Here is a 22,096-nt window from a genome sequence, read left to right on the forward strand (position 1 = left end):
AAACATGAAGCCAACAACAGCAGTAGTCATTTTAAACTGGAACGGTACACAATGGCTAGAAAAATTCTTGCCTTCTGTGGTTACTCATTCTTCAGAAGCAAAAATCTACGTTATAGACAATCATTCTGATGATGATTCAGTCGTTTTTTTACAAAAGAATTTCCCTACTATAAAAATTGTTCAAAACGATAAAAACTATGGTTTTGCAGGAGGTTACAATGTTGGATTACGAAAAATTGAGGCAGAATATTATTGTCTTTTAAATTCAGACGTAGAAGTTACCGAAAACTGGATTTTGCCGGTTATTGAGCTTTTTGAAGCTCACCCTGAAATTGCAGCAATTCAACCAAAGATACTTTCTTATCATCAAAAAGATTCTTTTGAATTTGCCGGTGCGGCAGGAGGGTTAATCGATAATTTAGGCTATCCATATTGTAGAGGAAGAGTTTTTGACGATGTGGAAAAAGATCTCGGACAATACGACGACGAAAAAGAAATTTTTTGGGCTTCAGGATGTTGTTTATTTATTCGTTCTCAAGATTTTTGGCAACAAAAAGGTTTTGATGAAAGATTTTTTGCACACCAAGAAGAAATTGACCTTTGTTGGAGATTAATCAATTCTGGCCGAAAAATATTTTATACAGGAAAGTCTAAAGTTTATCACGTGGGTGGTGGAACTTTAAACAAGCAAAGCGCACAGAAAACCTATTTAAACATCCGAAACAATCTTTCGATGATGCTTAAAAACCTTCCATTTCCCAAGTTGATTGCAATAATATTTTTAAGATTAATTCTAGACGGAGCTGCTTCTCTATATTTCGGTTACAAAAATGGATTTTCACATTTTTGGGCTGTTGGAAGTGGACATTTCGGTTTTTATGCTCAACTTCCAGGAACTTGGAAACGCAGGCAAAAAAATCAAAAAAAGGAGTACTATCAATCTAAATGGTTAATTTTTAAACATTTTTTGTAAAATGAATCTCGTTTTTGACACCTTTTATTTTGAAGAAAATAAAGCCAACACCATTTGTTTAGCCTTTGAAAACTGGGAAGACGAAAATCCGAAGCATCAGTTTTCGGAGATAAAAGATGGCGTTTGTGAATATATTCCAGGAGAATTTTATAAAAGAGAATTACCTTGCATTCTAAGTCTTTTAGACAAAATTAAAAGCGAAATTATCGAAATTTCAACCATCATCATTGATGGTTTTGTTTATCTTGATGATGATAAAAAAGCAGGTCTTGGAAAACATTTATACGATAGTCTTGATGAGAAAATTCCGGTAATTGGTGTTGCTAAAACAAATTTCGCAACCGTTCAAAAAGAGAAAAAAGAATTAAAAAGAGGCACAAGCGAAACTCCTTTATACATTTCCAGCGTTGGAATTGACGTTGAAACCGCGACAGATTTAATAAAAAAAATGCATGGAAATTATAGAATCCCTACTCTTTTAAAAAAAGTTGATACCTTGACAAGACAATACTAAATTTGATATTATAGCTATCAAAAAATTTAAACATAAAACGTTAAACATTAAACAACCGAATGGATTTTTGCGCAATAGATTTTGAAACCGCTACTTTTGATAGAAACTCTGCTTGTGAAGTAGGAATTTGTGTGGTGCAAGATTCTCAGGTTGTCGAAACAAAAACGTGGCTCATAAAACCACCGAGCTTCCCCTATTTTAGTCAGCGAAATATCGATGTACATGGCATTCTTCCTTCTGATGTAAAAGATGCGCCAACCTTTGATGAAATCTGGTACGAAATTGAAGAAATGATGTACGGAACTTTAATGATTGCTCATAATGCGGCTTTCGACGCAGGAGTTTTGCGCGCATGTCTTAATCATTACGGAATTTTCACACCGAATATTAATTATTTATGCAGCATTCAACTCGCAAAAAAATCCTGGAATTACCTTCCAAAATATGGTCTGAAACATCTTGCAGAGTATCATGATTTAACCTTTAACCATCACCGAGCAGGAGATGACGCCGAAGTGTGTGCAAAAATTTCTCTTTTAGCCTTCGAAAAGCTTTTCATAAGCACAAACGATGAAGTTTTGCAATTGATGGACAAAAAGATTAAAAAATTGTAGAAATTAAACTTTTAAGAACAATTTAGTAAGCGTATTTCTTCCAAAACTTCAATCATTTTCCACATTTTGGAAAAACATTAGTTGCACAAAACTTCAGACAACAGGTTAAATTTCGGAATATCAATTTCGAAATTCTCATCTAAATCAAGGTTTTTTACAAGGTATTTTCCACTCATATTTCCCACACCGCTTCTCAGCATTACATTAGAAAAATAAGTAAAAGTTTCACCAGGTTTAAGCTCAGGAGTAAGCCCTATTACACCATCACCCATCACTTCTGTATACCCGAAACCCACGTCGAATATAAGCCATTTTCTTTTAAGAATTTTGATGGAATAATCGCCGCTATTTTCGATAATGATATTGTATTTAAAAACGTATCTGCTTTCAGACGGATACGAATTTTTTGTATCGTACTCGGGAACAACGGAAACTTTAATATTGGAAGTAGTTTTTGAAAACATCACAATAATTTTTTTTTACAATTTTAAAATACAAAAATCCCGCCTTTTTTTAGACGGGATTTGTAAAGTTTTATTTTTAACTAAAATATTAATTAAAGACCAAGACCTTTTCTCTCGTCTCCGCCTAATAAGACTTCAACTGGGTTGTCAATACCTTCTTTTACGGCAACAAGGAATCCTACAGATTCTTTACCGTCAATAATTCTATGGTCATAAGACATTGCCACATACATCATAGGTCTAATTACCACTTGCCCATCCACAGCAACTGGTCTTTGGATAATATTGTGCATTCCTAAGATTGCAGATTGTGGAGGGTTGATGATTGGAGTAGACAACATTGATCCGAAAGTACCACCATTAGTAATTGTGAAGGTACCACCAGTCATTTCATCAACAGTAATTTTACCGTCTCTTACTTTGATTGCTAAATCTTTGATGCTTCCTTCAACGTTTGCGAAAGACATATTTTCAGCATTTCTCAACACAGGAACCATTAATCCTTTAGGACCTGAAACGGCAATTGAAATATCGCAGAAATCGTAATTTACTTTGAAATCACCATCGATAGAAGCGTTTACGTCTGGATACATTTGAAGAGCTCTAGTAACCGCTTTCGTGAAGAAAGACATGAAACCAAGACCTACTCCATGTTTCTGAGCAAACTCATCTTTATATAATTTTCTTAATCTGAAGATTTCAGACATATCAACTTCGTTGAAAGTCGTCAACATTGCAGTTTCGTTCTTTACAGAAACTAATCTTTGAGCGATTTTTCTTCTAAGAACTGAAAGTTTTGTAGTTGTAGTAGATCTAGAACCTGTAGCTGTAAGAGAGTTTCCTCCAAAAGCAGGTACAGCAGCTAATTCTGCATCAGATTTAGAAATTCTTCCGTCTCTTCCAGAACCTGAAACTTGAGAAGCATCGATTCCTTTTTCGTCAAGAATTTTCTTTGCAGCCGGAGAAGGAGTTCCTGTAGCATAAGTTTGAGGAGCAGCAGGAGCAGCTTTTGGAGCTTCAGTTTTTGCAGGTTCAGCCGCTTTTGGAGCCTCTTCCTGTTTTGGAGCTTCAGCAGCAGGAGCAGCGCTTCCGGCAGGTTTAGCAGCATCCATATCGATTAAACATACTACCTGACCTACTTGTACCACATCACCTTCTTCTGCTTTCAAAGTGATAATACCACTCTGCTCTGCAGGTAATTCAAGAGTCGCCTTGTCTGAATCTACTTCAGCAATTGGCTGGTCTTTTTCTACATAATCACCGTCTTTTACAAGCCAAGTTGCAATTTCAACTTCCGTGATTGATTCTCCCGGTGAAGGAACTTTCATTTCTAAAACTGACATATCTTATTTTTTATTTTTAATAATTAATTATTTTTTGGAATTAAGCCGTTACCGGTCTTTTTGCAGGAGTATCTTCCCTATCGAAAACTCTGTTGATAACTCCGTTTTGGTTTTTCTCAAACATCTTATGGCTACCTGGAGCTGGAGCACCACTTGGAACCGGCGCTACCACTTGAATTCCGGTATCTCTAAAGTTTCTAAGGATATAAGACCAAGCTCCCATATTTTCTGGCTCTTCTTGTGCCCAAACAATGCTTTTTGCGTTGCTATATTTAGCGAAAACTGCATCAATAGCATCTTGCTGAAGCGGATACAACTGCTCGAATCTCACCAAAGCAATATTCTCTGCATTAAGCTCTTCTTTCTTCGCTAAAAGCTCATAATACAATTTACCTGTACAAAGAACCAATTTTTCAACTTTTGCAGCATCTGCAGTAGCATCGTCTATGATTGGCTGGAAGCTTCCCGTAGCGAAATCTTCAAGTGGAGAAACCACTCTAGGATGTCTTAATAATGATTTTGGGCTCATTACAATTAATGGTTTTCTGAAAGACCACTTCAGCTGTCTTCTCAACAAATGGAAGTAGTTTGCAGGCGAAGTAATATTCGCAACAACCATATTTTCGTTTGCACAAAGCGTAAGGAATCTTTCTAATCTTGCTGAAGAGTGTTCTGCACCTTGTCCCTCAGAACCGTGTGGCAACAACATTACCAAACCATCCTGAATTTTCCATTTTTCTTCTGCAGCAGCCAAATATTGGTCTACAATAATCTGAGCTCCGTTTACGAAATCTCCAAACTGTGCCTCCCAAATCGTTAAAGTATTTGGTGATGCCATTGCATATCCATAATCGAATCCTAAAACACCATATTCAGAAAGGTGAGAGTTGAAAACATCAAATCTGCTTTCAGAAACCTGTCTTAATGGAACATATTCTTCTTCTGTATCTTCAGTTTTTACTACTGCATGACGGTGAGAGAAAGTACCTCTTTCTACATCTTCACCAGAAATTCTTACGTTGTGACCTTCTGTTAAAAGTGTTGCATAAGCTAACCATTCTCCTAAAGCCCAGTCTAAAGAATTACCTTCGATAGCTTTTAATCTGTTTTCAAAAAGTCTTGTAATTTTATTCAAGAATTTTTTATCTGCAGGAAGAGTCGACATTTTAATTGCCAATTCTTTAAGCTTCTCGATGTTATATTTTGTATCTACTGGAGTTTGAACTGCACCTCTTTTAGCTAAAGGAAGATTAGTCCAGTCTTCTGCCATGAAGATATCCATTACGTTTTTCTCGATTTCTTTAGAAGCATCAAAGTCTTTATCTAAAAGTTCTTTAAACTGCACTTCCATTTTTTTAAGAACCTCGTCAGAAATTACGCTATCTTGGATAAGCTTGTTTTTATAAATTTCTCTTGGGTTCGGGTGTTTAGAAATTGTTTTATAAAGGTTTGGCTGAGTAAATCTTGGCTCATCACCTTCATTGTGACCATATTTTCTGTACCCTAAAAGGTCAATATACACGTCTTTACCAAATTTAGCTCTGAAATCTGCTGCAAAGTGAATTGCATGTACAACAGCTTCCGCATCATCTGCATTTACGTGCATTACAGGAGATTCTGTTACTTTAGCAATATCTGTACAGTAAGTAGATGATCTTGCGTCTAAATAGTTTGTAGTAAACGAAACTTGGTTGTTTACTACGATATGAACAGTACCACCAGTTTTGTAACCTTCCAAAGTCATCATCTGAGCAACTTCATAAGCAATACCTTGTCCTGCTAAAGCACCATCACCATGAATAACGATTGGTAAAATTTTAGAATAATCTCCTTTAAATTTATCGTCTACTTTTGCGCGGCAAATACCTTCTACTAAAGCAGCCACGGTTTCTAAGTGAGATGGGTTTGGAGTTAAATTAATTGAAACTTCTTCTCCAGACGCCGTTTTTATTTTTTTCGATGAACCCAAGTGATATTTTACATCTCCAGAGAATACATCTTCTTCGAATTCTTTCCCTTCAAATTCTGAGAAAATCTGTTTGTAAGATTTCCCAAAAATGTTTGATAACACATTCAGTCTTCCTCTGTGAGCCATCCCTAGAACCACCTCATCAACACCTAATTGAGAAGATCTTGAAATTAATTGATCTAATGCAGGAATTAAAGTTTCACCTCCTTCAAGAGAGAATCTTTTTTGCCCAACAAATTTTGTATGAAGATAGTTTTCGAAAGCAACTGCTTGATTTAATTTAGATAAAATCTCAGTTTTTTCGTTAGCTGAAAGACTTGGATGATTTTCGTTTACCTGAATCCACTGTTTAATGAAATCTTTTTCTGCAACGTTGTTGATGTGCATATATTCAACCCCAATAGAATCGCAGTAGATATTTTCAAGATGCTTGATGATGTCTCTAAGACTTGCTGCACCTTTCATTCCTGTTTCTACAGCACAGTTGAACTGTGTATCAAGATCTGCATTACTCAATCCAAAATTTTCTAGATCCAAAGTTGGCTCATGATGCCTTCTTTCTCTTACCGGATTGGTTTTTGTGAAAAGATGACCTCTCGTTCTGTACGCTTCAATAAGATTTACTACCTTAAATTCTTTCTTGATATGCTCCGGAACTTCACCACCAGCAACCGCCTGCGAAACCTGTTGTACAGGAGCCGATGGAGCTTGTGTAGTTGTATATTGAACAAAATCTTCGTCGCCGTAGTTCTCTAAAGCAAAATCAAAACCTTGGAAGAAAGCTTTCCATGATGGTTCTAAAGAATCGGGATATTTTAAGTATTGTTGGTAAAGATCCTCAATTAACTGAGAATGAGCTGCGTTTAGGAATGAAAATCTGTCCATTATTACAGTATATCTGTTATTAAAATTTATTATACGATTTAATCTCCAAATTTAACAAAAAAATGCGAGGTGAAATGTTAGAAAAAGATTAAAAAATGAAAAGAAAAATATGATTTTTGACATTTTATTTAAAAACTGTTAAAGAAATCTTCACATTGATGTCTTGATTCTCAATGGGTGGCTCTATAAATGTATGAGAAACATCACCATATCTAAACTCATCTTTTTTCGCTTTTTGAACCAATTGTTGGATTGCCTTTACAGAACCCGCAAAATTTCCTTTGTAGTACATGATATATTTTTCGGCTCCATTAATGGTTCGGAAACTAAAGTTATTATCAGAAATCCCTTCCTTTTTACTGATAGGAATTCCCACAAAATAAGAAAGTTCTTTATCTTTAAAATTATCCGGGTCTGCAATCATCATGGGAAAACCAAACTCGTCGTCTTTTTTTCCTAAATCTATGGTAACAAAGTTGTAGACTTTATTATAGTTCATCAACAGGTTTTTGTGCAGTGCGTCTTTTTTATTAGAAGCACTTACGTTAATCCCTAAAAGCATCTGGCTTTCATCTTTTTCAATCATAATGCTATCGTATTTAATAGAAGCAAGTTGATTGTCTTTTTCCACCTTATTTCCAAGAACATTTTTAAGATTTACCATGCTTTTATCAATATTTTCAGTAAATCGGTCTTCTGTCCAAAAATTTTGAACACGTGTCCAAACTGGAAGTTTAGGAGTGTGAACCATCCATTTAATATGTGTTTTACTTTCAGAAACTTTACTGAATTTCACATCGATAATGGTAGGATTTTCATTTTTGCCTTCAAAAAGTTGATATCGTAAACCTTTATTCTGAGCAGCAAATCGAATGAACATTTCGCCATCTGTATCTTTCATTTCGTCTTTATAACTTATGGCACTCCCTTCTCCTTCGTAAGGCGAATAATAGGATATCTTAATAGTTTTTGAGCTCGAATAAAAATTATTCCAACGGGTAAAGCTCTGTAAATTATCAAACTGAGAATACACTTTTTCTAATGGGTAATCTACATCTCTTTCGATGGTAAAATCTTTGTTTTCATCAACAAAAAAATACATTGAAGCTGTGTAAGCTCCCAACAAAACAAGAGCAAAAATGAAGAAATATTTCAGTAAACGCATGATGCAAAATTAAGACAATTAAAAAGAGTGACCAATATGTTGATCACTCTATATTTCTATGTTGGAAGTTTAAAAAAACAATGATGAATGTCTGAATTTAGAACTGTGCTGAAACAAGTTTTAAACAACCAACTTTCATCCTCAGACTTCCGATTCATTATCCTATATGAGTTCCGGGTTTTAAAACAGCACCTTTTTTCACGACTACAATTCCGTCTTGAACAGAATGTGTACCGTAATCTCCGTCTGGAATGTGTTTTCCTCCAATAATCCTCACATTATCTCCGATATAGCAGTTTTTATCAATAATTGCTCTTTCAATATAGCAGTATTTACCAATTCCCATGTTAGGTAAACCTTTACTGTCATTGCTTACAATCTCTGCTGTATTTTGATAGAAATCAGAACCCATAATATAAGAATTAACAATGGTACTTCCTTTATCAATTCTGGTACGGTTTCCAATAAGAGAATTCTCAATTTTATCAGCCATAATGATGCATCCATCTCCAAAAACAGCTTTACTTACATAAGAACCATTAATTTTTGATGGCGGAAGCATTCTCGCTCTCGTAAAAATGGGCGATGAAGAGAAAAGGTTAAATTGTGGAAAATCTTGGCAAAGATCTAAATTCGCTTCGTAGAAAGATTCAATGGTTCCAATATCCGTCCAATATCCTTCATATTGATAGCTCAACGTGGTGTATTTCCCAATAGAATTAGGAATAATATCTTTTCCAAAATCGTCTCCTGCTCCTTCTTCAAACATTTTTTTCAAAATATTCTTTGTGAAAATATAAATCCCCATTGAAGCAAGGTATTCTTTTCCTTTATGTTTATTTTCTTCAGAGACTTCAGATTGAAGCCCATCCAACATATCATACCCAGGCTTTTCTACGAAAGAAGTAATATTACCTTCGTCATCAGATTTTAAAATCCCAAAACCTGTCGCATCTTTTGCATTCACCGGAATAGTTGCAATGGTTACATCTCCTTTTTGTTTGATGTGATAATCCAACATTTCCTGAAAATCCATTTGATAAAGTTGATCTCCCGATAAAATTAAAATATATTCATAATCATATTTTTCAAGATGCTTCATCGATTGTCTTACCGCATCGGCAGTACCTTGATACCAGTTTTCATTTTCTACATTTTGCTCTGCCGCCAAAATATCTACAAAACCTTTACTGAAAATATCAAAATGAAAAGAATTTTTAATATGCGAATTAAGCGACGCTGAATTGAACTGAGTAAGAACAAGAATCTTGTTCATCCCAGAATTTAGACAGTTAGAGATAGGAATATCTACCAACCTGTATTTGCCTGCGATTGGAACAGCAGGTTTTGATCTCGTGTACGTAAGTGGAAACAATCTTGTTCCTCTGCCACCTCCTAGAACGATCGATATGACATTTGGATTCATAAATTAAATGCGGCTTTTCACCTTTTTGTTTTATTTGTTATTATTTTTTTATTCTAGTAAGCAAATTATTAAAATTCATTCAAATAAAAAATCAATTCTCTGAATAAATTCAATTAAAATCACTCTTTTTTCTTATTTCTTATACAATTCAATGTATTTTTCGGCAGATTTTTCCCAAGCAAAATCAAAACTCATATTCGCCTTGATTAAGTTTTCCATTATATCTTTCTTATAATAAATGCTAAGACATCTGTGCATTGCGTGCAAAACATCGTCTACACCTGCATACGTAAAGTTAATCCCCGCTCCGCCAGTAGAAATATCCTGTACCGTATCTCGCAAACCACCTGTATATCTCACCACAGGAATGGTTCCGTATCGCATCGCATACATTTGATTAAGACCGCAAGGTTCAACTCGCGAAGGCATCAACAAAAAATCTGCCGAAGCATAGATTTTATGAGAAAGATATTCTTTGTAACCCAGATCTAAAGCGAAATTGCTGAAAGTGTGGTTCAGTTCTAAAAGACGATTTTCTATGTGCGTATTCCCAGAACCGAGAATCATAATATTTAAACCTCCATAATTTTGCTGAATACTTCTCCAAACTACATCAGGTAATAAATCTGCTCCTTTTTCTGTGGCAAATCTACCGATAAACCCAAACAAAGGAAGATCAGGATTCAAACCATATTCTTTACAAAGTTTCTCTTTATTCTGCCTTTTCTTTTCAATTACATCTTTAATGCTAAAATTAAAATCCAACATTGGATCTGTTTTAGGATTCCAAACTTCGGTATCAATTCCGTTGATGATTCCGTATGCTTTGTAATGCTCGTCTCTCACCAAACCTTCAAGACCTCTAAAACTTTCGAAAAGCTCCTGTAAATATCCTTCAGAAACGGCAGTAAAAGCATTTGCACATTTTATCATCGAAGCTAATGGATTAATAACACCATCCCAATCCAACAACCCCCATTTGTATTGATCGAAGGCTGGAAAATAATTTGCCATTCCCCAACTCATCAAACCTTGATATTCTCCGTTGTGAATGGTTCCTATTGTTTTTACCCCTTTTAAAAAGCTAAATTCAGGGCAATATTCTATCATAAAAGGAACTAAACCTGTATGATAGTCATGACAATGAAGTACATCCGGACGAATTTGCATCGCCGTTAACCAATGCAATAAACCGTGCTGAAAAGCCAAAAACTGAAAACTTTCATCTTGATATCCATAAGGATTATCGCGATCCAAAAGCCCAGGAATTCTCACCAAATACAGTTCAAAACCAAGAACATCGGTTCTTTCTTTTAAAATCTGTACTTGCAGCATATTTCCTCCTTGATGAATCCACCCATCAAAAACAATTTCAAAATCATGATCTCTCACAAAAGGTTTATTATACCAAGGCATTACAACTTTAGCATCAATTCCTTTTATTTTGTTTTGATATTTTGGCAACGCTCCAACAACGTCGGCAAGACCGCCAACTTTTGCAACCGGGTAACATTCTGTACTTAGGTGGAATATTTTCATTTCTTTTTGTTTTTTGATTGTGTTTTTGGCTGAGAAACAGCTTTTACAACTTTCGTTTTTTGAGGTTTAGTTTTAACCTTATTTTTTCTTAAAACAACTCCCGACAAAGCCGGAAGATTGATTGATATTGTATTATTTTTATTTTTAAATTGCTCTTCATCTTCACGGAAGATATTTGCTTTTACGCCACTTCCTGCATATTTTTCATCATCAGAATTAAAAATCACTTCCCATTTCGTATGCTCTTCAACACCAATTTTATAATCGATAACTCTTGGGGTAAGATTCAAAATCACCATTAAGGCATCGTGTTCTTCCTTTCCTTTTCTTAAATAGATAAATACAGAATTGTCTGAATCGTTGGCTTCCACCCATTCAAATCCAAAAGGATTAAACTGATTTTCGTAAAGCGCCGTTTCTGACGTGTATAAATGATTCAAATCTTTCACCGCTTCCTGCAAACCTTTATGAACAGGATATTGAAGCAAATGCCAATCTAAACTTTGGGTAAAATTCCACTCATTCGTTTGCCCAAATTCATCTCCCATGAAAAGAAGCTTCGCACCCGGATGTGTAAACATATATACATACAGCGCTCGAAGATTAGCAAATTTTTGCCATTCATCTCCTATCATTTTATAAATTAAACTCGCCTTTCCGTGCACAACTTCATCATGCGAAAGTGGCATCATGTAATTTTCATTATACATATACATCGAGGCAAACGTAAGCTTGTGATGATGATATTTTCTATGAATAGGATCTTCTTTGAAATACTTCAATGTATCATGCATCCAACCCATCATCCATTTCATTCCAAAACCTACTCCACCATCGTGAACAGGTTTGGTAAGCATCGGAAAGTCTGAGCTTTCTTCAGCAATCGTCATGATTGATTCACCAAATTCTTTATAAACAGCAGTATTAAATTCTTGTAAAAATTGTTTGGCTTCTAAATTTACGTTTCCACCGTAAATATTCGGTTCCCATTCGCCTTCGTTTCTAGAATAATCTAAATGAAGCATGGATGTAACGGCATCTACACGCAAACCATCCACATGGTAACGGTCGAGCCAAAACATAGCGTTCGAAATCAAGAAAGCTTTCACTTCATTTCTTCCGTAATTGAAAATATGTGACTTCCAATCTGGATGAAAACCTTTTCTTGGATCTTCATGTTCATATAAATAAGAACCATCAAATCTGTGCAAACCATTTGCATCACCCGGAAAATGCGACGGAACCCAATCTAAAATAACACCAATATTGTTTTTATGAAGTTCATTAATCAGAAACATTAAATCTTGTGGTGAGCCAAACCTTGATGTAGCCGCAAAGAAACCCGTAATTTGGTATCCCCAACTTGGATCATAAGGATATTCCATTACCGGCATAAATTCAACGTGGGTAAAACCCATTTCTTTTATATAAGGAATAAGTTTTTTGGCAATGTCGCGGTAGTTTAAAAAACGTTCAGGCTCGTTTTCGTTTCGAAGCCAAGAACCAAGATGCATTTCGTAAACAGAAATTGGAGCATTCAAACTATTGTTTTTCCAACGGTTTTGCATCCATTCTGTATCTTCCCAATCGTACCATGTAGTAGAAACCAAAGAAGCCGCCTGAATATTCTGCTCCCAACTTAGAGCATAAGGATCACTTTTTTCTAGAATTTCTCCTTTTGTAGTCTCAATAGCATATTTATAAAGAGTTCCCCAAGATAAACCTGCAATAAAGCCTTCCCAAATACCAGATTCGTCCCAACGCGGGTAAAGTACAGATTCTTTAGTATTCCAGTGATTAAAATTGCCAATTACAGAAACTTTTTTAGCAAAGGGTGCCCAAACTGAAAAATAGACACCTTTTACACCATCTTTTTCTACAGAGTGTGCGCCAAATTTTTCATAAAGCATATAATGTTTACCTTCCCTAAAAAGATACACATCATGATCGCTGAAAAGCGAATGATTTTTTACAGAATTCATCTATTATGTTTTTTTCTCCCTATACTTAAGATGTAATGCATCTTCCTGCCGACTAATCCCTACAAAGTTTGAGATTGTAGTAAATATATAAAAATTTATTATGCAAAACTTCATTCATCAAAATTTTTATCACGGAATATTGTTACACTTTAATAATCATACCAAACAGCTCCTGTCCAATTCAAAAAACGAGGTTTAATTTTTAATGTTTAAAAAACACAGAACACTTCTTCTTTCTGAAAAGTTTTTATATTTTTAAAGAAACAATTTTTTATATAAATGATATTTACTTTAAAAACACAGGAAAATGATGACAGACCCATTTACATTACAGGAAATTTTAACAGCTGGAATCCCAAAGATGTAAAATTCAGACTCTGGAAAAAAGAAGCCAATCTTTCAACCATAGAAATAAACGACAGCTTACTTCCTGATATTATCGAATATAAATTTACTAAAGGCGGTTGGGAAAATGTAGAATTAGATGAGTACGCCAACATTACCCCAAACCGAAGAATAGAAAAAAGCAAATCTATAACCAACGATACTGTAAACAAATGGCGTTACAATTGGGGTCCTTTCAAGAAAGAATTTTACCCAATCGCAGAAATTATTTCTGAAAAATTTTACATTCCGCAACTCGATCGATACAGAAAAGTTTGGGCTTTACTTCCGCATGATTATTATACTTCAGACAAAAGTTATCCTGTACTTTATCTTCAAGATGCGCAGAATCTTTTTAACGAAGGAAGCGCATACGGAAACTGGGAAATCGATAAAAAGCTTTCTATTTTAGCAGAATACGGAAGAGGCGACCTTATTGTAATTGCCATTGAGCACGGCAGTGAAGACCGAATTAAAGAATACATTTTCGATAATGACAGCGTTGCGAATGGTTCCGAAGGAAAAAAGTACATAAGATTTATCACCGATACATTAAAACCATACGTTGATGCTAATTACAGAACTAAAAAAGATCGCGATAACACAGGAATTGGCGGAAGTTCTTTAGGAGGATTAATAAGTATTTACAGTGGATTTCTTTATCCCGAAGTCTATTCAAAACTATTAATTTTTTCACCTAGTCTTTGGGTGGAACCAAACAATAATTTCCCCATGATGAATTTCAGAGTTCCTTTTAAAACTAAAATTTATCTCTACGGAGGCGAAAAAGAAGGCTCAAAAATGGTCAACAGAATTAATGTTTTTGAACAATATTTAAAACGCTGGGAAAAGAAAAACTTGTTTGATTTTGAATTCAAAACCAATATTAATCCCGATGGTGAACATAAAGAATTTTACTGGTCACAAGAGTTTCCAAGAGCGGTAGAATGGCTATTTTACAACAATACAGAAAATCCGGTAGAAGTAACACCACACCAAGATTAACCTTTTAATAAAAATTATAAAATGAATCTTCTTAATAAAAAAAACAAAAAATACACTCAAATTTTCCACCTCTTCACAGAAGAAAAATGGAAGAAAAATTCGAAAAAATTCAATAGCAATCTATCATTGGTTTTTAGCGGAAAGAAAAATGAAGTTCACCTGCAAACCACAGAAGACAGCCTCACTTTCTTCATTGGATTAGGAAATTCTTCGGCAGCTGATTTTGAATTTCAGCAAGTGGGGCAAAAGTTTTCTCAAACCCAAAAAGATAAAATTCAGGCTGTAGCTACTCAAATTATTTCTGATGATATTACTGAAAAACAATTCAGAGAGTTTTTCAAAGGCCTTTATTTAGGAACTTATTCTTATGCATCAGAAAAATCACATGTTTTATGGAATTCTAAAACAGAAATTCATTTTGAAAATTTCAGTCAGAAAAAATTAGACCAGATTAAAGAAATAACTGCCGCAATTTGCGAAGGTCAGTTCACCTGTATGGAATGGCTGAATAAACCTGCAAACTATAAAAAAACACCAGTTTTAGCTTCTTTCCTAAAAGATTTATCTAAAAAATACGACCTTAAATACACCTCTTTCAACAGGAAAAAATGTGAAGAATTAGGATTAGGCGCTTATTTAGCCGTAAACCAGGGAAGCGACCAAGACGCAGCATTTACCATTTTAGAATATAAAACCAAAGCAAAAAACGCCAAAACCATTGGCTTAGTAGGAAAATGTGTTACTTTCGACACAGGTGGAATTTCTATTAAAGGATCAGACAATATGCACTACATGAAGTCTGACATGGGAGGAGCAACTGCTGTAATCGGAACTATTATCTATGCCGCTGAAACGCAGATTCCTGTAAATATTATAGCTATCCTACCAATTACCGATAACGCGGTGTCTGAAAATGCATACCTTCCAAGTGATGTAATTAAAGCATACAATGGCAAAACCATAGAAGTTCTAAACACCGATGCAGAAGGAAGAATGACTTTAGCCGATGCACTGTCTTATCTTTCTAAAAATTATAAAACAGATGTACTTATTGATCTTGCCACTCTTACAGGAAGTAGTGTAAGAATGTTTGGAGATACTTGTGGCGCAATGTTTTCCAATAACGAAAGCCTGAAACAACTTTTAATTAAAAGCGGAGATAAAACAAACCAGAGACTTTGGAATCTTCCTCTTTGGGATATTTGGAAAGATGATTTCAAATCTGATGTCGCAGATGTAAAAAACATTTCTATGAAGCCAATCGGCGATTGTATTGTGGCAGCAAAGTTCCTTGAAGAATTTATTGAAAACCACCAAAACTGGGCACATTTAGATATTGCAGGTGTCGCATTCGGAAATACAGGATATTCAAAAGAAAAGGCAGCAACGGGATACGGAGTGCAATTATTGGTGGATTTAATTGAAAATTATCATTAAAAATTAGGTTTTTAAAAAACTTATTCATATAATTGATAAAGAATTTATAAAAACATACCGAATCTTTATTTTGTGTATCAAATTTATAAAGATCGGATTATTTTATTTCAAATAATCGACTGAATTAAAAAAAAACACTATATGGATAAGAAAACTATTGTCTGTATCTCCTGTTATTACAAGGGGTATGATTTCATGGATGAAATGCACAAACTTTGTAACAAAGTTATCCTTATTACTTCCGAAAATATTAAGGAAAAAGACTGGCCTTGGCATGCAATAGACGAAGTTTTCTACATGCGCGAAGTAAAACCTTCTGTCTGGAATCTAGACCATCTCGTTCAAGGATTTTCACACCTTATGAAAACACGAAAAGTAGACGCTGTAATCGCATTAGATGATTACGACGTAGAAAAAGCCGCCCTCATAAGAGAAACCTTTAGAATTCCCGGAATGGGACAAACTACACACAGATATTTCCGTGACAAACTTGCAATGAGGCAGAAAGCCAAAAGTTCTGGCATTAATGTGCCAGAATTCACCGCAGTTTTTAACGACCAAGAAGTAGCCGATTTTGCAAAAAACGTACCTGCTCCTTGGGTTTTAAAACCAAGATCAGAAGCTTCAGCTAGCGGAATAAAAAAGATAAAAACAGAAAAAGAATTATGGCAAGCCTTAGAAACTTTAGGTGAGGAAAGACATTTATTCTTGCTAGAAAGTTTCAAACCTGGAGATGTCTATCATGTTGATAGTTTAACCTTTAATCAAGAAACAATTTTCACATCGTCCTCACGATATTTAGCACCTCCAATGCAGGTTTCGCACGAAGGAGGAGTTTTCCGAACACGAACTTTAGGCAGGTATTCTGACGAATTTAAAGATTTGGAAGAAGCGAACGTTGCTCTTCTTACAAGTTTTGGATTACAAAACGGAGCAACACACACCGAATTTATTCGTGGAAAAGAAGATGGAAAATGGTATTTTTTAGAAACATCCTCAAGAGTTGGAGGAGCTCACATCCCCGATCTTGTAGAAGCTTCGAGCGGAATCAATATTTGGCGCGAATGGGCAAAAATTGAAAATGCATTACTCAAAGGTTTAGAATACAGCATCTCTAAACCAACAGGATATTACGCTGGATTAATAATCGCTTTAATTAAAGAAAAACATCCAGATTACCAACACTTTGAATCAGAGGAAACGGTGAAATTTTTGCCAATTGATTATCACGTAGGAATTGTTTACAAATCTTCAGATTCAGACACAATTCAAGCAAGATTAGATGAAACGGCAGAGAAAATACACTCTGAAATGCTGAGTATTATCCCTCCAAAAGACAAACCGACGTCGTAAATTCATTTTTAATTTTAAAAGATTTAAACTAATGCCACAGATTACGCATACAGATTATTATTCGCATATTTTAGGAACGAGCCTTAAAGTAGAAGTAACGGGACATTACGGTTATCCAATCATCATGTTTCCTACTTCGCAAGGACAATATACCCAAAACCATGATTTTCATCTTAACGGAAGCATCAATTGGTTTATTGAACAGGGAAAAGTAAAACTATACAATATTGAAACTATCGATAAATGGAGTTTTTACGACAATAATATTTCGCCAAAACAGAGAATTAGAAACTATGAATTGTACGTACAGTTTCTTTTAAAGGAATTTATTCCTTACATCCAGAAAATGCATCAAACACATCGTGTTGCTATTGCAGGAGCAAGTTTTGGAGGTTATCATGCAGCAAATTTCGCCTTTAGATTTCCAGATTTAATTTCACATTTATTTTGCTTATCGGGCGCGTTTAGCATTAGAAATTTTATGGATGGTTACAACGATGATCTTGTATATTTTAACTGTCCAAGAGAATTTGTAAAAAATGATGAAGCTTGGAAATACAAACACATGCACATTGTTCTAAGCACTTCGGATGAAGATATATGCAAAGACAAAAACGTAGAAATGGCAGAAATCTTAAGTGCAAAAGGAATTGATTTTTGGTACGACGAAAGAAAATGGATCAATCACGATTGGCCACTTTGGAGAATGGTTTTCCCAGTATTTATCGGAAGATTTTTCTCTTGATTAAAAATATAACTCTAAACAAAAATAAACACATTAAAACTTTAAAATTATGGCAAAAAAAGTAGGAATTCTATTTGGTATGGAAGACACATTTCCGTGGGCATTCATCGACAAGGTAAACGAATTGGGTAAAGGAGAAATCGTTGCTGAACCAGTAATGATCGATAAACTTGAGCAGGGTGCAGACTACGGATATGCTGTGATTATCGACAGAATTTCTCAGGATGTTCCTTTTTACAGAGCATATTTAAAAAATGCAGCATTAAACGGAACTTACGTCATCAACAACCCTTTCTGGTGGAGTGCCGATGAGAAATTTTTCAATAATGCACTCATGTCTAAACTCGGCATTCCACTTCCGAAGACCGTTTTACTTCCTTCAGCAGAAAGACCAACCAACACCTCTGAAACGTCTTTCAGAAACTTAAAATTCCCTCACGATTGGGATTATATTTTTGATTATGTTGGTTTCCCAGCTTATATGAAACCTCATGACGGAGGCGGATGGAGAAATGTTTACCGTGTAGACAGTCCGGAAGATTTATGGACAAAATTGGGAGAAACAGAACAATTGGTAATGATGGTACAAGAAGAAATTGTATTTGAAGATTATTACAGAGTATACTGTTTAGGCAAAAAATACGTGCATATTATGCCTTACGAACCGAGAAACGAGCACCATTTAAGATATGCAACAACCCATAAAACTGAAGGAGCAAAGCTAAAAAAACTCTTAAAAACAATTGAGGATTATACGATTAAAATGAATCAAGCTTTAGGATATGATTTCAACACTGTAGAATTTGCAGTAAGAGACGGAATTCCTTACGCTATCGACTTCTGTAATCCTGCTCCAGATGCTGATAAAAACTCTGTAGGAGAAGAAAATTTTGCTTGGATTGTAGAACATGCTGCAAAACTAGCAATAGAAAAAGCTAAAGAATATGTTCCAGGAAAAGCTAATATTTCTTGGGGAACTTTCGTAAAAGATTCTGCGAAATAATTGTTAATGAAAAAAAACACAAGTATGCACACATTCACCATAGGAATTGAAGAAGAGTACCAGATTATCGATGTTGAAAGTCGTGACCTCATTTCCCATGTATCAAAAATTATTGAAGGCGGAAAAGCTGTTTTAAGTGAAAACCTAAAACACGAAATGCACGAATCGATGATTGAAATGGAAACTGGAATTTGCCAAAATATCCAGCAAGCCAAAGAAGAACTTACCAGTTTGCGCAAACATCTTATTGCAACAGCTCACGAACAAGGACTTCGCGTTTCGGGAGGTGGCACACATCCTTTCTCTAATTGGGAACACAATACAATTACCAACGGAGAACGCTACCTAAAAATCGTGGATGATATGGGAGATGTTGCACGAGGAAACCTAATTTTTGGGCTTCACGTTCACATCGGAATTCCAAACCGTGAAGAAGGGGTAAGAATTCAGAATGTGATGCGTTATTTCTTGCCACATATTTATGCTTTGTCTACCAACTCTCCTTTTTGGATTGGAAGAAATACAGGTTTCAAATCTTACAGACAAGAGGTTTTTGTGAAATTCCCAAGAACCGGAATTCCAAGTTACTTCAACTCATTAGCAGAATTTGATAGCTATGTAGACCTTCTTGTAAAAACAGGAACGATAGACAATGCCAAAAAGATTTGGTGGGACTTGCGTGTGCATCCTTTTTATCCAACAATAGAGTTCAGAATTTGTGATATGCCTTTACGAATCGATGAAACGGTTTGTTTGGCAGCAATTATGCAAAGTTTGGTGGCTAAAATTTATAAGTTACATCAACAAAATTTAAGTTTCAGAAGCTACAGAAGACTCCTTCTTGCGGAAAATAAATGGAGAGCTTCAAAAGACGGTATTCATTCTAAATTGATTGATTTTGGTAAAGAAGAATCTGTACCTTATGCACAGCTTTTAAAAGAACTTCTTGAATTTATTGACGATGTAGTAGATGAATTAGGCTGCAGAAAAGAAGTAGAATACGCATGGACAATTTTAGAAAACGGAACTGGTGCAGATCGCCAATTACAAGCGTTCCGCGAAACTGGAGACCTTTCAAAAGTAGTAGATTATATGATTTCTGAAACAGAATTTGGCATCACACATAGCCAAGCAGCTTTGTAATTTTTTATAACTTTGCGCAAATTATGAAGTTATGAGTGAGATTAGAATAGCGTTGCTGGATATGAATAACAACAAGAAAAATCAAGGATTTAAAAATATCCGCGAGATTTCTGAAAACTTTAAAGCAAATTCTGAAGAAGAAATACACATTACAACCTTTGATGTAAGACACTTGAATGAAATGCCCAAAATTGAAGATTTTGACATTTTTATTTCATCAGGAGGTCCGGGAAACCCACATAAGGAAGGTCATGAATGGGAACAAAAATTTGCCAATCTTTTAGATGGAATTTTTGAACATAATAAAAACTCTGTTCAGAAAAAATTTCTATTCCTGATTTGCCATTCTTTCCAAATTGCAAGTATTCATTGGAAATTAGGCAATATATGTTTAAGAAAATCTTATTCTTTTGGAGTAATGCCTATCCACAAATCGGAAGAAGGTGAAAATGATTATCTTTTTAAAAATCTTCCAGAACCTTTTTATGCTGTAGATTCTAGAGCCTATCAATTTATAGAACCTAATCAGCAAAGGTTTGATGAATTAGGAATGACAATTGTGGCTCTTGAGAAAGTAAGGCCACACATTAATCTTGAAAGAGCGGTAATGGCAGTTCGTTTTTCAGAAGAGATTTTTGGAACCCAGTTTCATCCTGAAGCCAATCATGAAGGAATGCTAGAAAACCTGAAAGAGGAAGAGAACAAAATTGCGATGATAGAAAATTATGGTGAAGAAAAATATTTAGAAACCATCGACAGAATTGACGACGACGACAAAATAAAACTCACTCAATCGCAAATTCTACCAAGATTTCTAGCTAAAGCAAAACAAAAAATTCTACAGCCGGAAACTGTTTAGAAATACAGCAAAATCGGGCATCTTTTGCCCGATTTTTTAATTTTAAAACATCAAATATGATCAAAAAATACAGAGAAAAATTCAATAGCCAATTTTCATCAGAAAATTATGACCAGGTAAAAGAAATTCTAAAGGATAAAAGCGGAATTTACACGAGTTTTAGACTATCTGAAAGTCCTATTTTCCTAACCGCAGATTTTAAAGACAAACTTTTGGATGCGAGCAACAGTATCTTAGATCAAATTATTGGTATGCCTCCCCAAACTCTACAAAAAGCAATACCAGATAACTGTAGAGTTCCTAAAGACACGATAAAACCACATTTTTTCACTATCGATTTTGGGATTTGTAAAAATTTGAACGGAGAAATTGAACCTCAACTTATCGAGCTTCAAGCATTTCCGTCTTTATACGCATTTCAAAAAGCTTATGAAAATACTTTTTGCCAAGTGTACCCTTTTTTAGATGAGATTAAAAGCGAAATGAGTGACGACGAATACGTTATCCATTTCAAAAAATTAATTCTAGGAAACGAAAACCCCGAAAACGTAATTCTTCTTGAAATCTACCCCGAAAAACAGAAAACCGCCATAGATTTTTTAATAACAGAAAAATATCTCGGTATTAAAACTGTTTGCCTTACTAAAATTAAAAAGGAAGGAACTAAACTTCTCTATGAAAACGATGGAAAACTCATTGAAATTAAAAGAATCTACAACCGAGTAATTTTTGATGAGCTTGATAAAATTCCTGATTTAAAAACAGGATTCGACTTTAGAGAAGAGGTTGATGTAACTTGGGTAACGCATCCAAACTGGTTTTTTAAAATTTCAAAGTTCCTTTTACCATTGCTTCAACATCAATTTGTACCAAAAAGTTATTTCCTAAATGAATTTCCTGACGATGAAAACTTAGAAAATTTTGTTCTAAAACCACTCTTTTCATTTGCTGGAAGTGGTGTAAATCTTCACCCAACAAAGGAAATTACAGACAAAATTACAGACAAAGAAAATTACATTCTTCAAAGAAAGGTAGAGTATGCTCCTATTTTTGAAGATATTAATGGGGAATTTTCGAGAGCCGAAATTAGGCTTCTCTATGTTTGGCACGAAGACGAAAAAAGACCTTTTTTAGTACAAAATCTTGTAAGAATGACTAAAGCAGCGATGGTAAATGTTGATTTTAATAAAAAAGACGCAATCTGGATTGGCAGTTCGCACGCTTTTTTCGGAAAGGAATAAAAAATTTCGGGCTCGCCTTTGGCGAGCCCGAAATTTTTATCATTAAAGACTT

Annotated in this window: 18 protein-coding genes; 11 read left to right on the plus strand and 7 right to left on the minus strand. The window is 34.9% G+C overall.

Annotated elements, in window-relative coordinates; translation table 11 throughout:
- The first annotated feature begins 4 nt into the window (after nucleotides 1-4).
- From AC2A1D_RS01330 to AC2A1D_RS01340, 3 genes are read left to right on the plus strand one after another with little or no spacing between them, the layout of a single operon-like run.
- Nucleotides 5-973, plus strand: a complete 969-nt coding sequence (locus tag AC2A1D_RS01330) for a glycosyltransferase family 2 protein (RefSeq protein ID WP_484041866.1) — start codon at nucleotides 5-7, stop codon at nucleotides 971-973.
- A 1-nt stretch (nucleotide 974) separates the two neighbouring features.
- A complete protein-coding gene (locus AC2A1D_RS01335; RefSeq protein ID WP_484041867.1) occupies nucleotides 975-1,487 on the plus strand; it encodes an endonuclease V in 513 nt (170 codons plus the stop codon).
- Nucleotides 1,488-1,546: 59 nt separating this feature from the next.
- On the plus strand, nucleotides 1,547-2,101 hold the full coding sequence (locus AC2A1D_RS01340; protein WP_484041868.1) for a 3'-5' exonuclease: 555 nt from the start codon (nucleotides 1,547-1,549) through the stop codon (nucleotides 2,099-2,101).
- Nucleotides 2,102-2,178: 77 nt separating this feature from the next.
- Here the strand turns inward: AC2A1D_RS01340 and apaG are convergent, their stop codons facing one another.
- The 7 genes from apaG to glgB form a co-directional block, all read right to left on the minus strand.
- Nucleotides 2,179-2,565, minus strand: a complete 387-nt coding sequence (gene apaG / locus AC2A1D_RS01345) for a Co2+/Mg2+ efflux protein ApaG (RefSeq protein ID WP_484041869.1) — start codon at nucleotides 2,563-2,565, stop codon at nucleotides 2,179-2,181.
- A 92-nt stretch (nucleotides 2,566-2,657) separates the two neighbouring features.
- Nucleotides 2,658-3,908, minus strand: coding sequence for a 2-oxoglutarate dehydrogenase complex dihydrolipoyllysine-residue succinyltransferase (gene odhB, locus AC2A1D_RS01350; RefSeq protein ID WP_484041870.1), 1,251 nt, complete (start codon nucleotides 3,906-3,908; stop codon nucleotides 2,658-2,660).
- Nucleotides 3,909-3,948: 40 nt separating this feature from the next.
- Nucleotides 3,949-6,762 carry a 2-oxoglutarate dehydrogenase E1 component gene (locus AC2A1D_RS01355; protein ID WP_484041871.1) on the minus strand — a complete coding sequence of 938 codons (2,814 nt, stop codon included), beginning with the start codon at nucleotides 6,760-6,762 and terminating at the stop codon, nucleotides 3,949-3,951.
- Nucleotides 6,763-6,886: 124 nt separating this feature from the next.
- On the minus strand, nucleotides 6,887-7,927 hold the full coding sequence (locus AC2A1D_RS01360) for an SRPBCC family protein (protein WP_484041872.1): 1,041 nt from the start codon (nucleotides 7,925-7,927) through the stop codon (nucleotides 6,887-6,889).
- A gap of 157 nt (nucleotides 7,928-8,084) precedes the next feature.
- Entirely contained in the window at nucleotides 8,085-9,353 is a 1,269-nt protein-coding gene (locus AC2A1D_RS01365) for a glucose-1-phosphate adenylyltransferase (protein ID WP_484041873.1), read from the minus strand.
- A gap of 132 nt (nucleotides 9,354-9,485) precedes the next feature.
- On the minus strand, nucleotides 9,486-10,892 hold the full coding sequence (locus AC2A1D_RS01370; RefSeq protein WP_484041874.1) for a glycogen synthase: 1,407 nt from the start codon (nucleotides 10,890-10,892) through the stop codon (nucleotides 9,486-9,488).
- Nucleotides 10,889-12,874: a 1,4-alpha-glucan branching protein GlgB gene (gene glgB, locus AC2A1D_RS01375; protein WP_484041875.1), complete on the minus strand. Its 1,986-nt coding sequence runs from the start codon at nucleotides 12,872-12,874 to the stop codon at nucleotides 10,889-10,891. The genes AC2A1D_RS01370 and glgB overlap by 4 nt, the downstream gene beginning before the upstream one ends.
- A gap of 279 nt (nucleotides 12,875-13,153) precedes the next feature.
- Between glgB and AC2A1D_RS01380 the strand changes: the two genes are divergently transcribed.
- The 8 genes from AC2A1D_RS01380 (at nucleotide 13,154) to AC2A1D_RS01415 (ending at nucleotide 22,044) form a co-directional block, all read left to right on the plus strand.
- Nucleotides 13,154-14,263: an alpha/beta hydrolase gene (locus tag AC2A1D_RS01380; RefSeq protein WP_484041876.1), complete on the plus strand. Its 1,110-nt coding sequence runs from the start codon at nucleotides 13,154-13,156 to the stop codon at nucleotides 14,261-14,263.
- A gap of 21 nt (nucleotides 14,264-14,284) precedes the next feature.
- Nucleotides 14,285-15,700: a leucyl aminopeptidase family protein gene (locus AC2A1D_RS01385; RefSeq protein ID WP_484041877.1), complete on the plus strand. Its 1,416-nt coding sequence runs from the start codon at nucleotides 14,285-14,287 to the stop codon at nucleotides 15,698-15,700.
- A gap of 141 nt (nucleotides 15,701-15,841) precedes the next feature.
- Nucleotides 15,842-17,053, plus strand: coding sequence for an ATP-grasp domain-containing protein (locus tag AC2A1D_RS01390; RefSeq protein WP_484041878.1), 1,212 nt, complete (start codon nucleotides 15,842-15,844; stop codon nucleotides 17,051-17,053).
- 31 nt (nucleotides 17,054-17,084) lie between these two features.
- Nucleotides 17,085-17,798 carry an alpha/beta hydrolase-fold protein gene (locus AC2A1D_RS01395; RefSeq protein ID WP_484041879.1) on the plus strand — a complete coding sequence of 238 codons (714 nt, stop codon included), beginning with the start codon at nucleotides 17,085-17,087 and terminating at the stop codon, nucleotides 17,796-17,798.
- A 49-nt stretch (nucleotides 17,799-17,847) separates the two neighbouring features.
- Entirely contained in the window at nucleotides 17,848-18,801 is a 954-nt protein-coding gene (locus tag AC2A1D_RS01400; RefSeq protein ID WP_484041880.1) for an ATP-grasp domain-containing protein, read from the plus strand.
- 6 nt (nucleotides 18,802-18,807) lie between these two features.
- On the plus strand, nucleotides 18,808-19,944 hold the full coding sequence (locus AC2A1D_RS01405; RefSeq protein ID WP_484041881.1) for a carboxylate-amine ligase: 1,137 nt from the start codon (nucleotides 18,808-18,810) through the stop codon (nucleotides 19,942-19,944).
- 31 nt (nucleotides 19,945-19,975) lie between these two features.
- Nucleotides 19,976-20,803, plus strand: a complete 828-nt coding sequence (locus AC2A1D_RS01410) for a type 1 glutamine amidotransferase (protein ID WP_484041882.1) — start codon at nucleotides 19,976-19,978, stop codon at nucleotides 20,801-20,803.
- Between the two features lie 56 nt (nucleotides 20,804-20,859).
- Complete coding sequence (locus AC2A1D_RS01415) at nucleotides 20,860-22,044, plus strand: hypothetical protein (protein ID WP_484041883.1); 1,185 nt, start codon at nucleotides 20,860-20,862, stop codon at nucleotides 22,042-22,044.
- The last annotated feature ends 52 nt before the right edge of the window (nucleotides 22,045-22,096 follow it).

The organism is Chryseobacterium sp. HNCC26DJ239 (assembly GCF_057180445.1).

Coding starts and splice junctions, on each gene's coding strand:
- AC2A1D_RS01330 (WP_484041866.1), top strand. CDS start 5: ATGAAGCCAACAACAGCAGTAGTCATTTTAAACTGGAACGGTACACAA.
- AC2A1D_RS01335 (WP_484041867.1), top strand. CDS start 975: ATGAATCTCGTTTTTGACACCTTTTATTTTGAAGAAAATAAAGCCAAC.
- AC2A1D_RS01340 (WP_484041868.1), top strand. CDS start 1,547: ATGGATTTTTGCGCAATAGATTTTGAAACCGCTACTTTTGATAGAAAC.
- apaG (WP_484041869.1), bottom strand. CDS start 2,565: ATGTTTTCAAAAACTACTTCCAATATTAAAGTTTCCGTTGTTCCCGAG.
- odhB (WP_484041870.1), bottom strand. CDS start 3,908: ATGTCAGTTTTAGAAATGAAAGTTCCTTCACCGGGAGAATCAATCACG.
- AC2A1D_RS01355 (WP_484041871.1), bottom strand. CDS start 6,762: ATGGACAGATTTTCATTCCTAAACGCAGCTCATTCTCAGTTAATTGAG.
- AC2A1D_RS01360 (WP_484041872.1), bottom strand. CDS start 7,927: ATGCGTTTACTGAAATATTTCTTCATTTTTGCTCTTGTTTTGTTGGGA.
- AC2A1D_RS01365 (WP_484041873.1), bottom strand. CDS start 9,353: ATGAATCCAAATGTCATATCGATCGTTCTAGGAGGTGGCAGAGGAACA.
- AC2A1D_RS01370 (WP_484041874.1), bottom strand. CDS start 10,892: ATGAAAATATTCCACCTAAGTACAGAATGTTACCCGGTTGCAAAAGTT.
- glgB (WP_484041875.1), bottom strand. CDS start 12,874: ATGAATTCTGTAAAAAATCATTCGCTTTTCAGCGATCATGATGTGTAT.
- AC2A1D_RS01380 (WP_484041876.1), top strand. CDS start 13,154: ATGATATTTACTTTAAAAACACAGGAAAATGATGACAGACCCATTTAC.
- AC2A1D_RS01385 (WP_484041877.1), top strand. CDS start 14,285: ATGAATCTTCTTAATAAAAAAAACAAAAAATACACTCAAATTTTCCAC.
- AC2A1D_RS01390 (WP_484041878.1), top strand. CDS start 15,842: ATGGATAAGAAAACTATTGTCTGTATCTCCTGTTATTACAAGGGGTAT.
- AC2A1D_RS01395 (WP_484041879.1), top strand. CDS start 17,085: ATGCCACAGATTACGCATACAGATTATTATTCGCATATTTTAGGAACG.
- AC2A1D_RS01400 (WP_484041880.1), top strand. CDS start 17,848: ATGGCAAAAAAAGTAGGAATTCTATTTGGTATGGAAGACACATTTCCG.
- AC2A1D_RS01405 (WP_484041881.1), top strand. CDS start 18,808: ATGAAAAAAAACACAAGTATGCACACATTCACCATAGGAATTGAAGAA.
- AC2A1D_RS01410 (WP_484041882.1), top strand. CDS start 19,976: ATGAGTGAGATTAGAATAGCGTTGCTGGATATGAATAACAACAAGAAA.
- AC2A1D_RS01415 (WP_484041883.1), top strand. CDS start 20,860: ATGATCAAAAAATACAGAGAAAAATTCAATAGCCAATTTTCATCAGAA.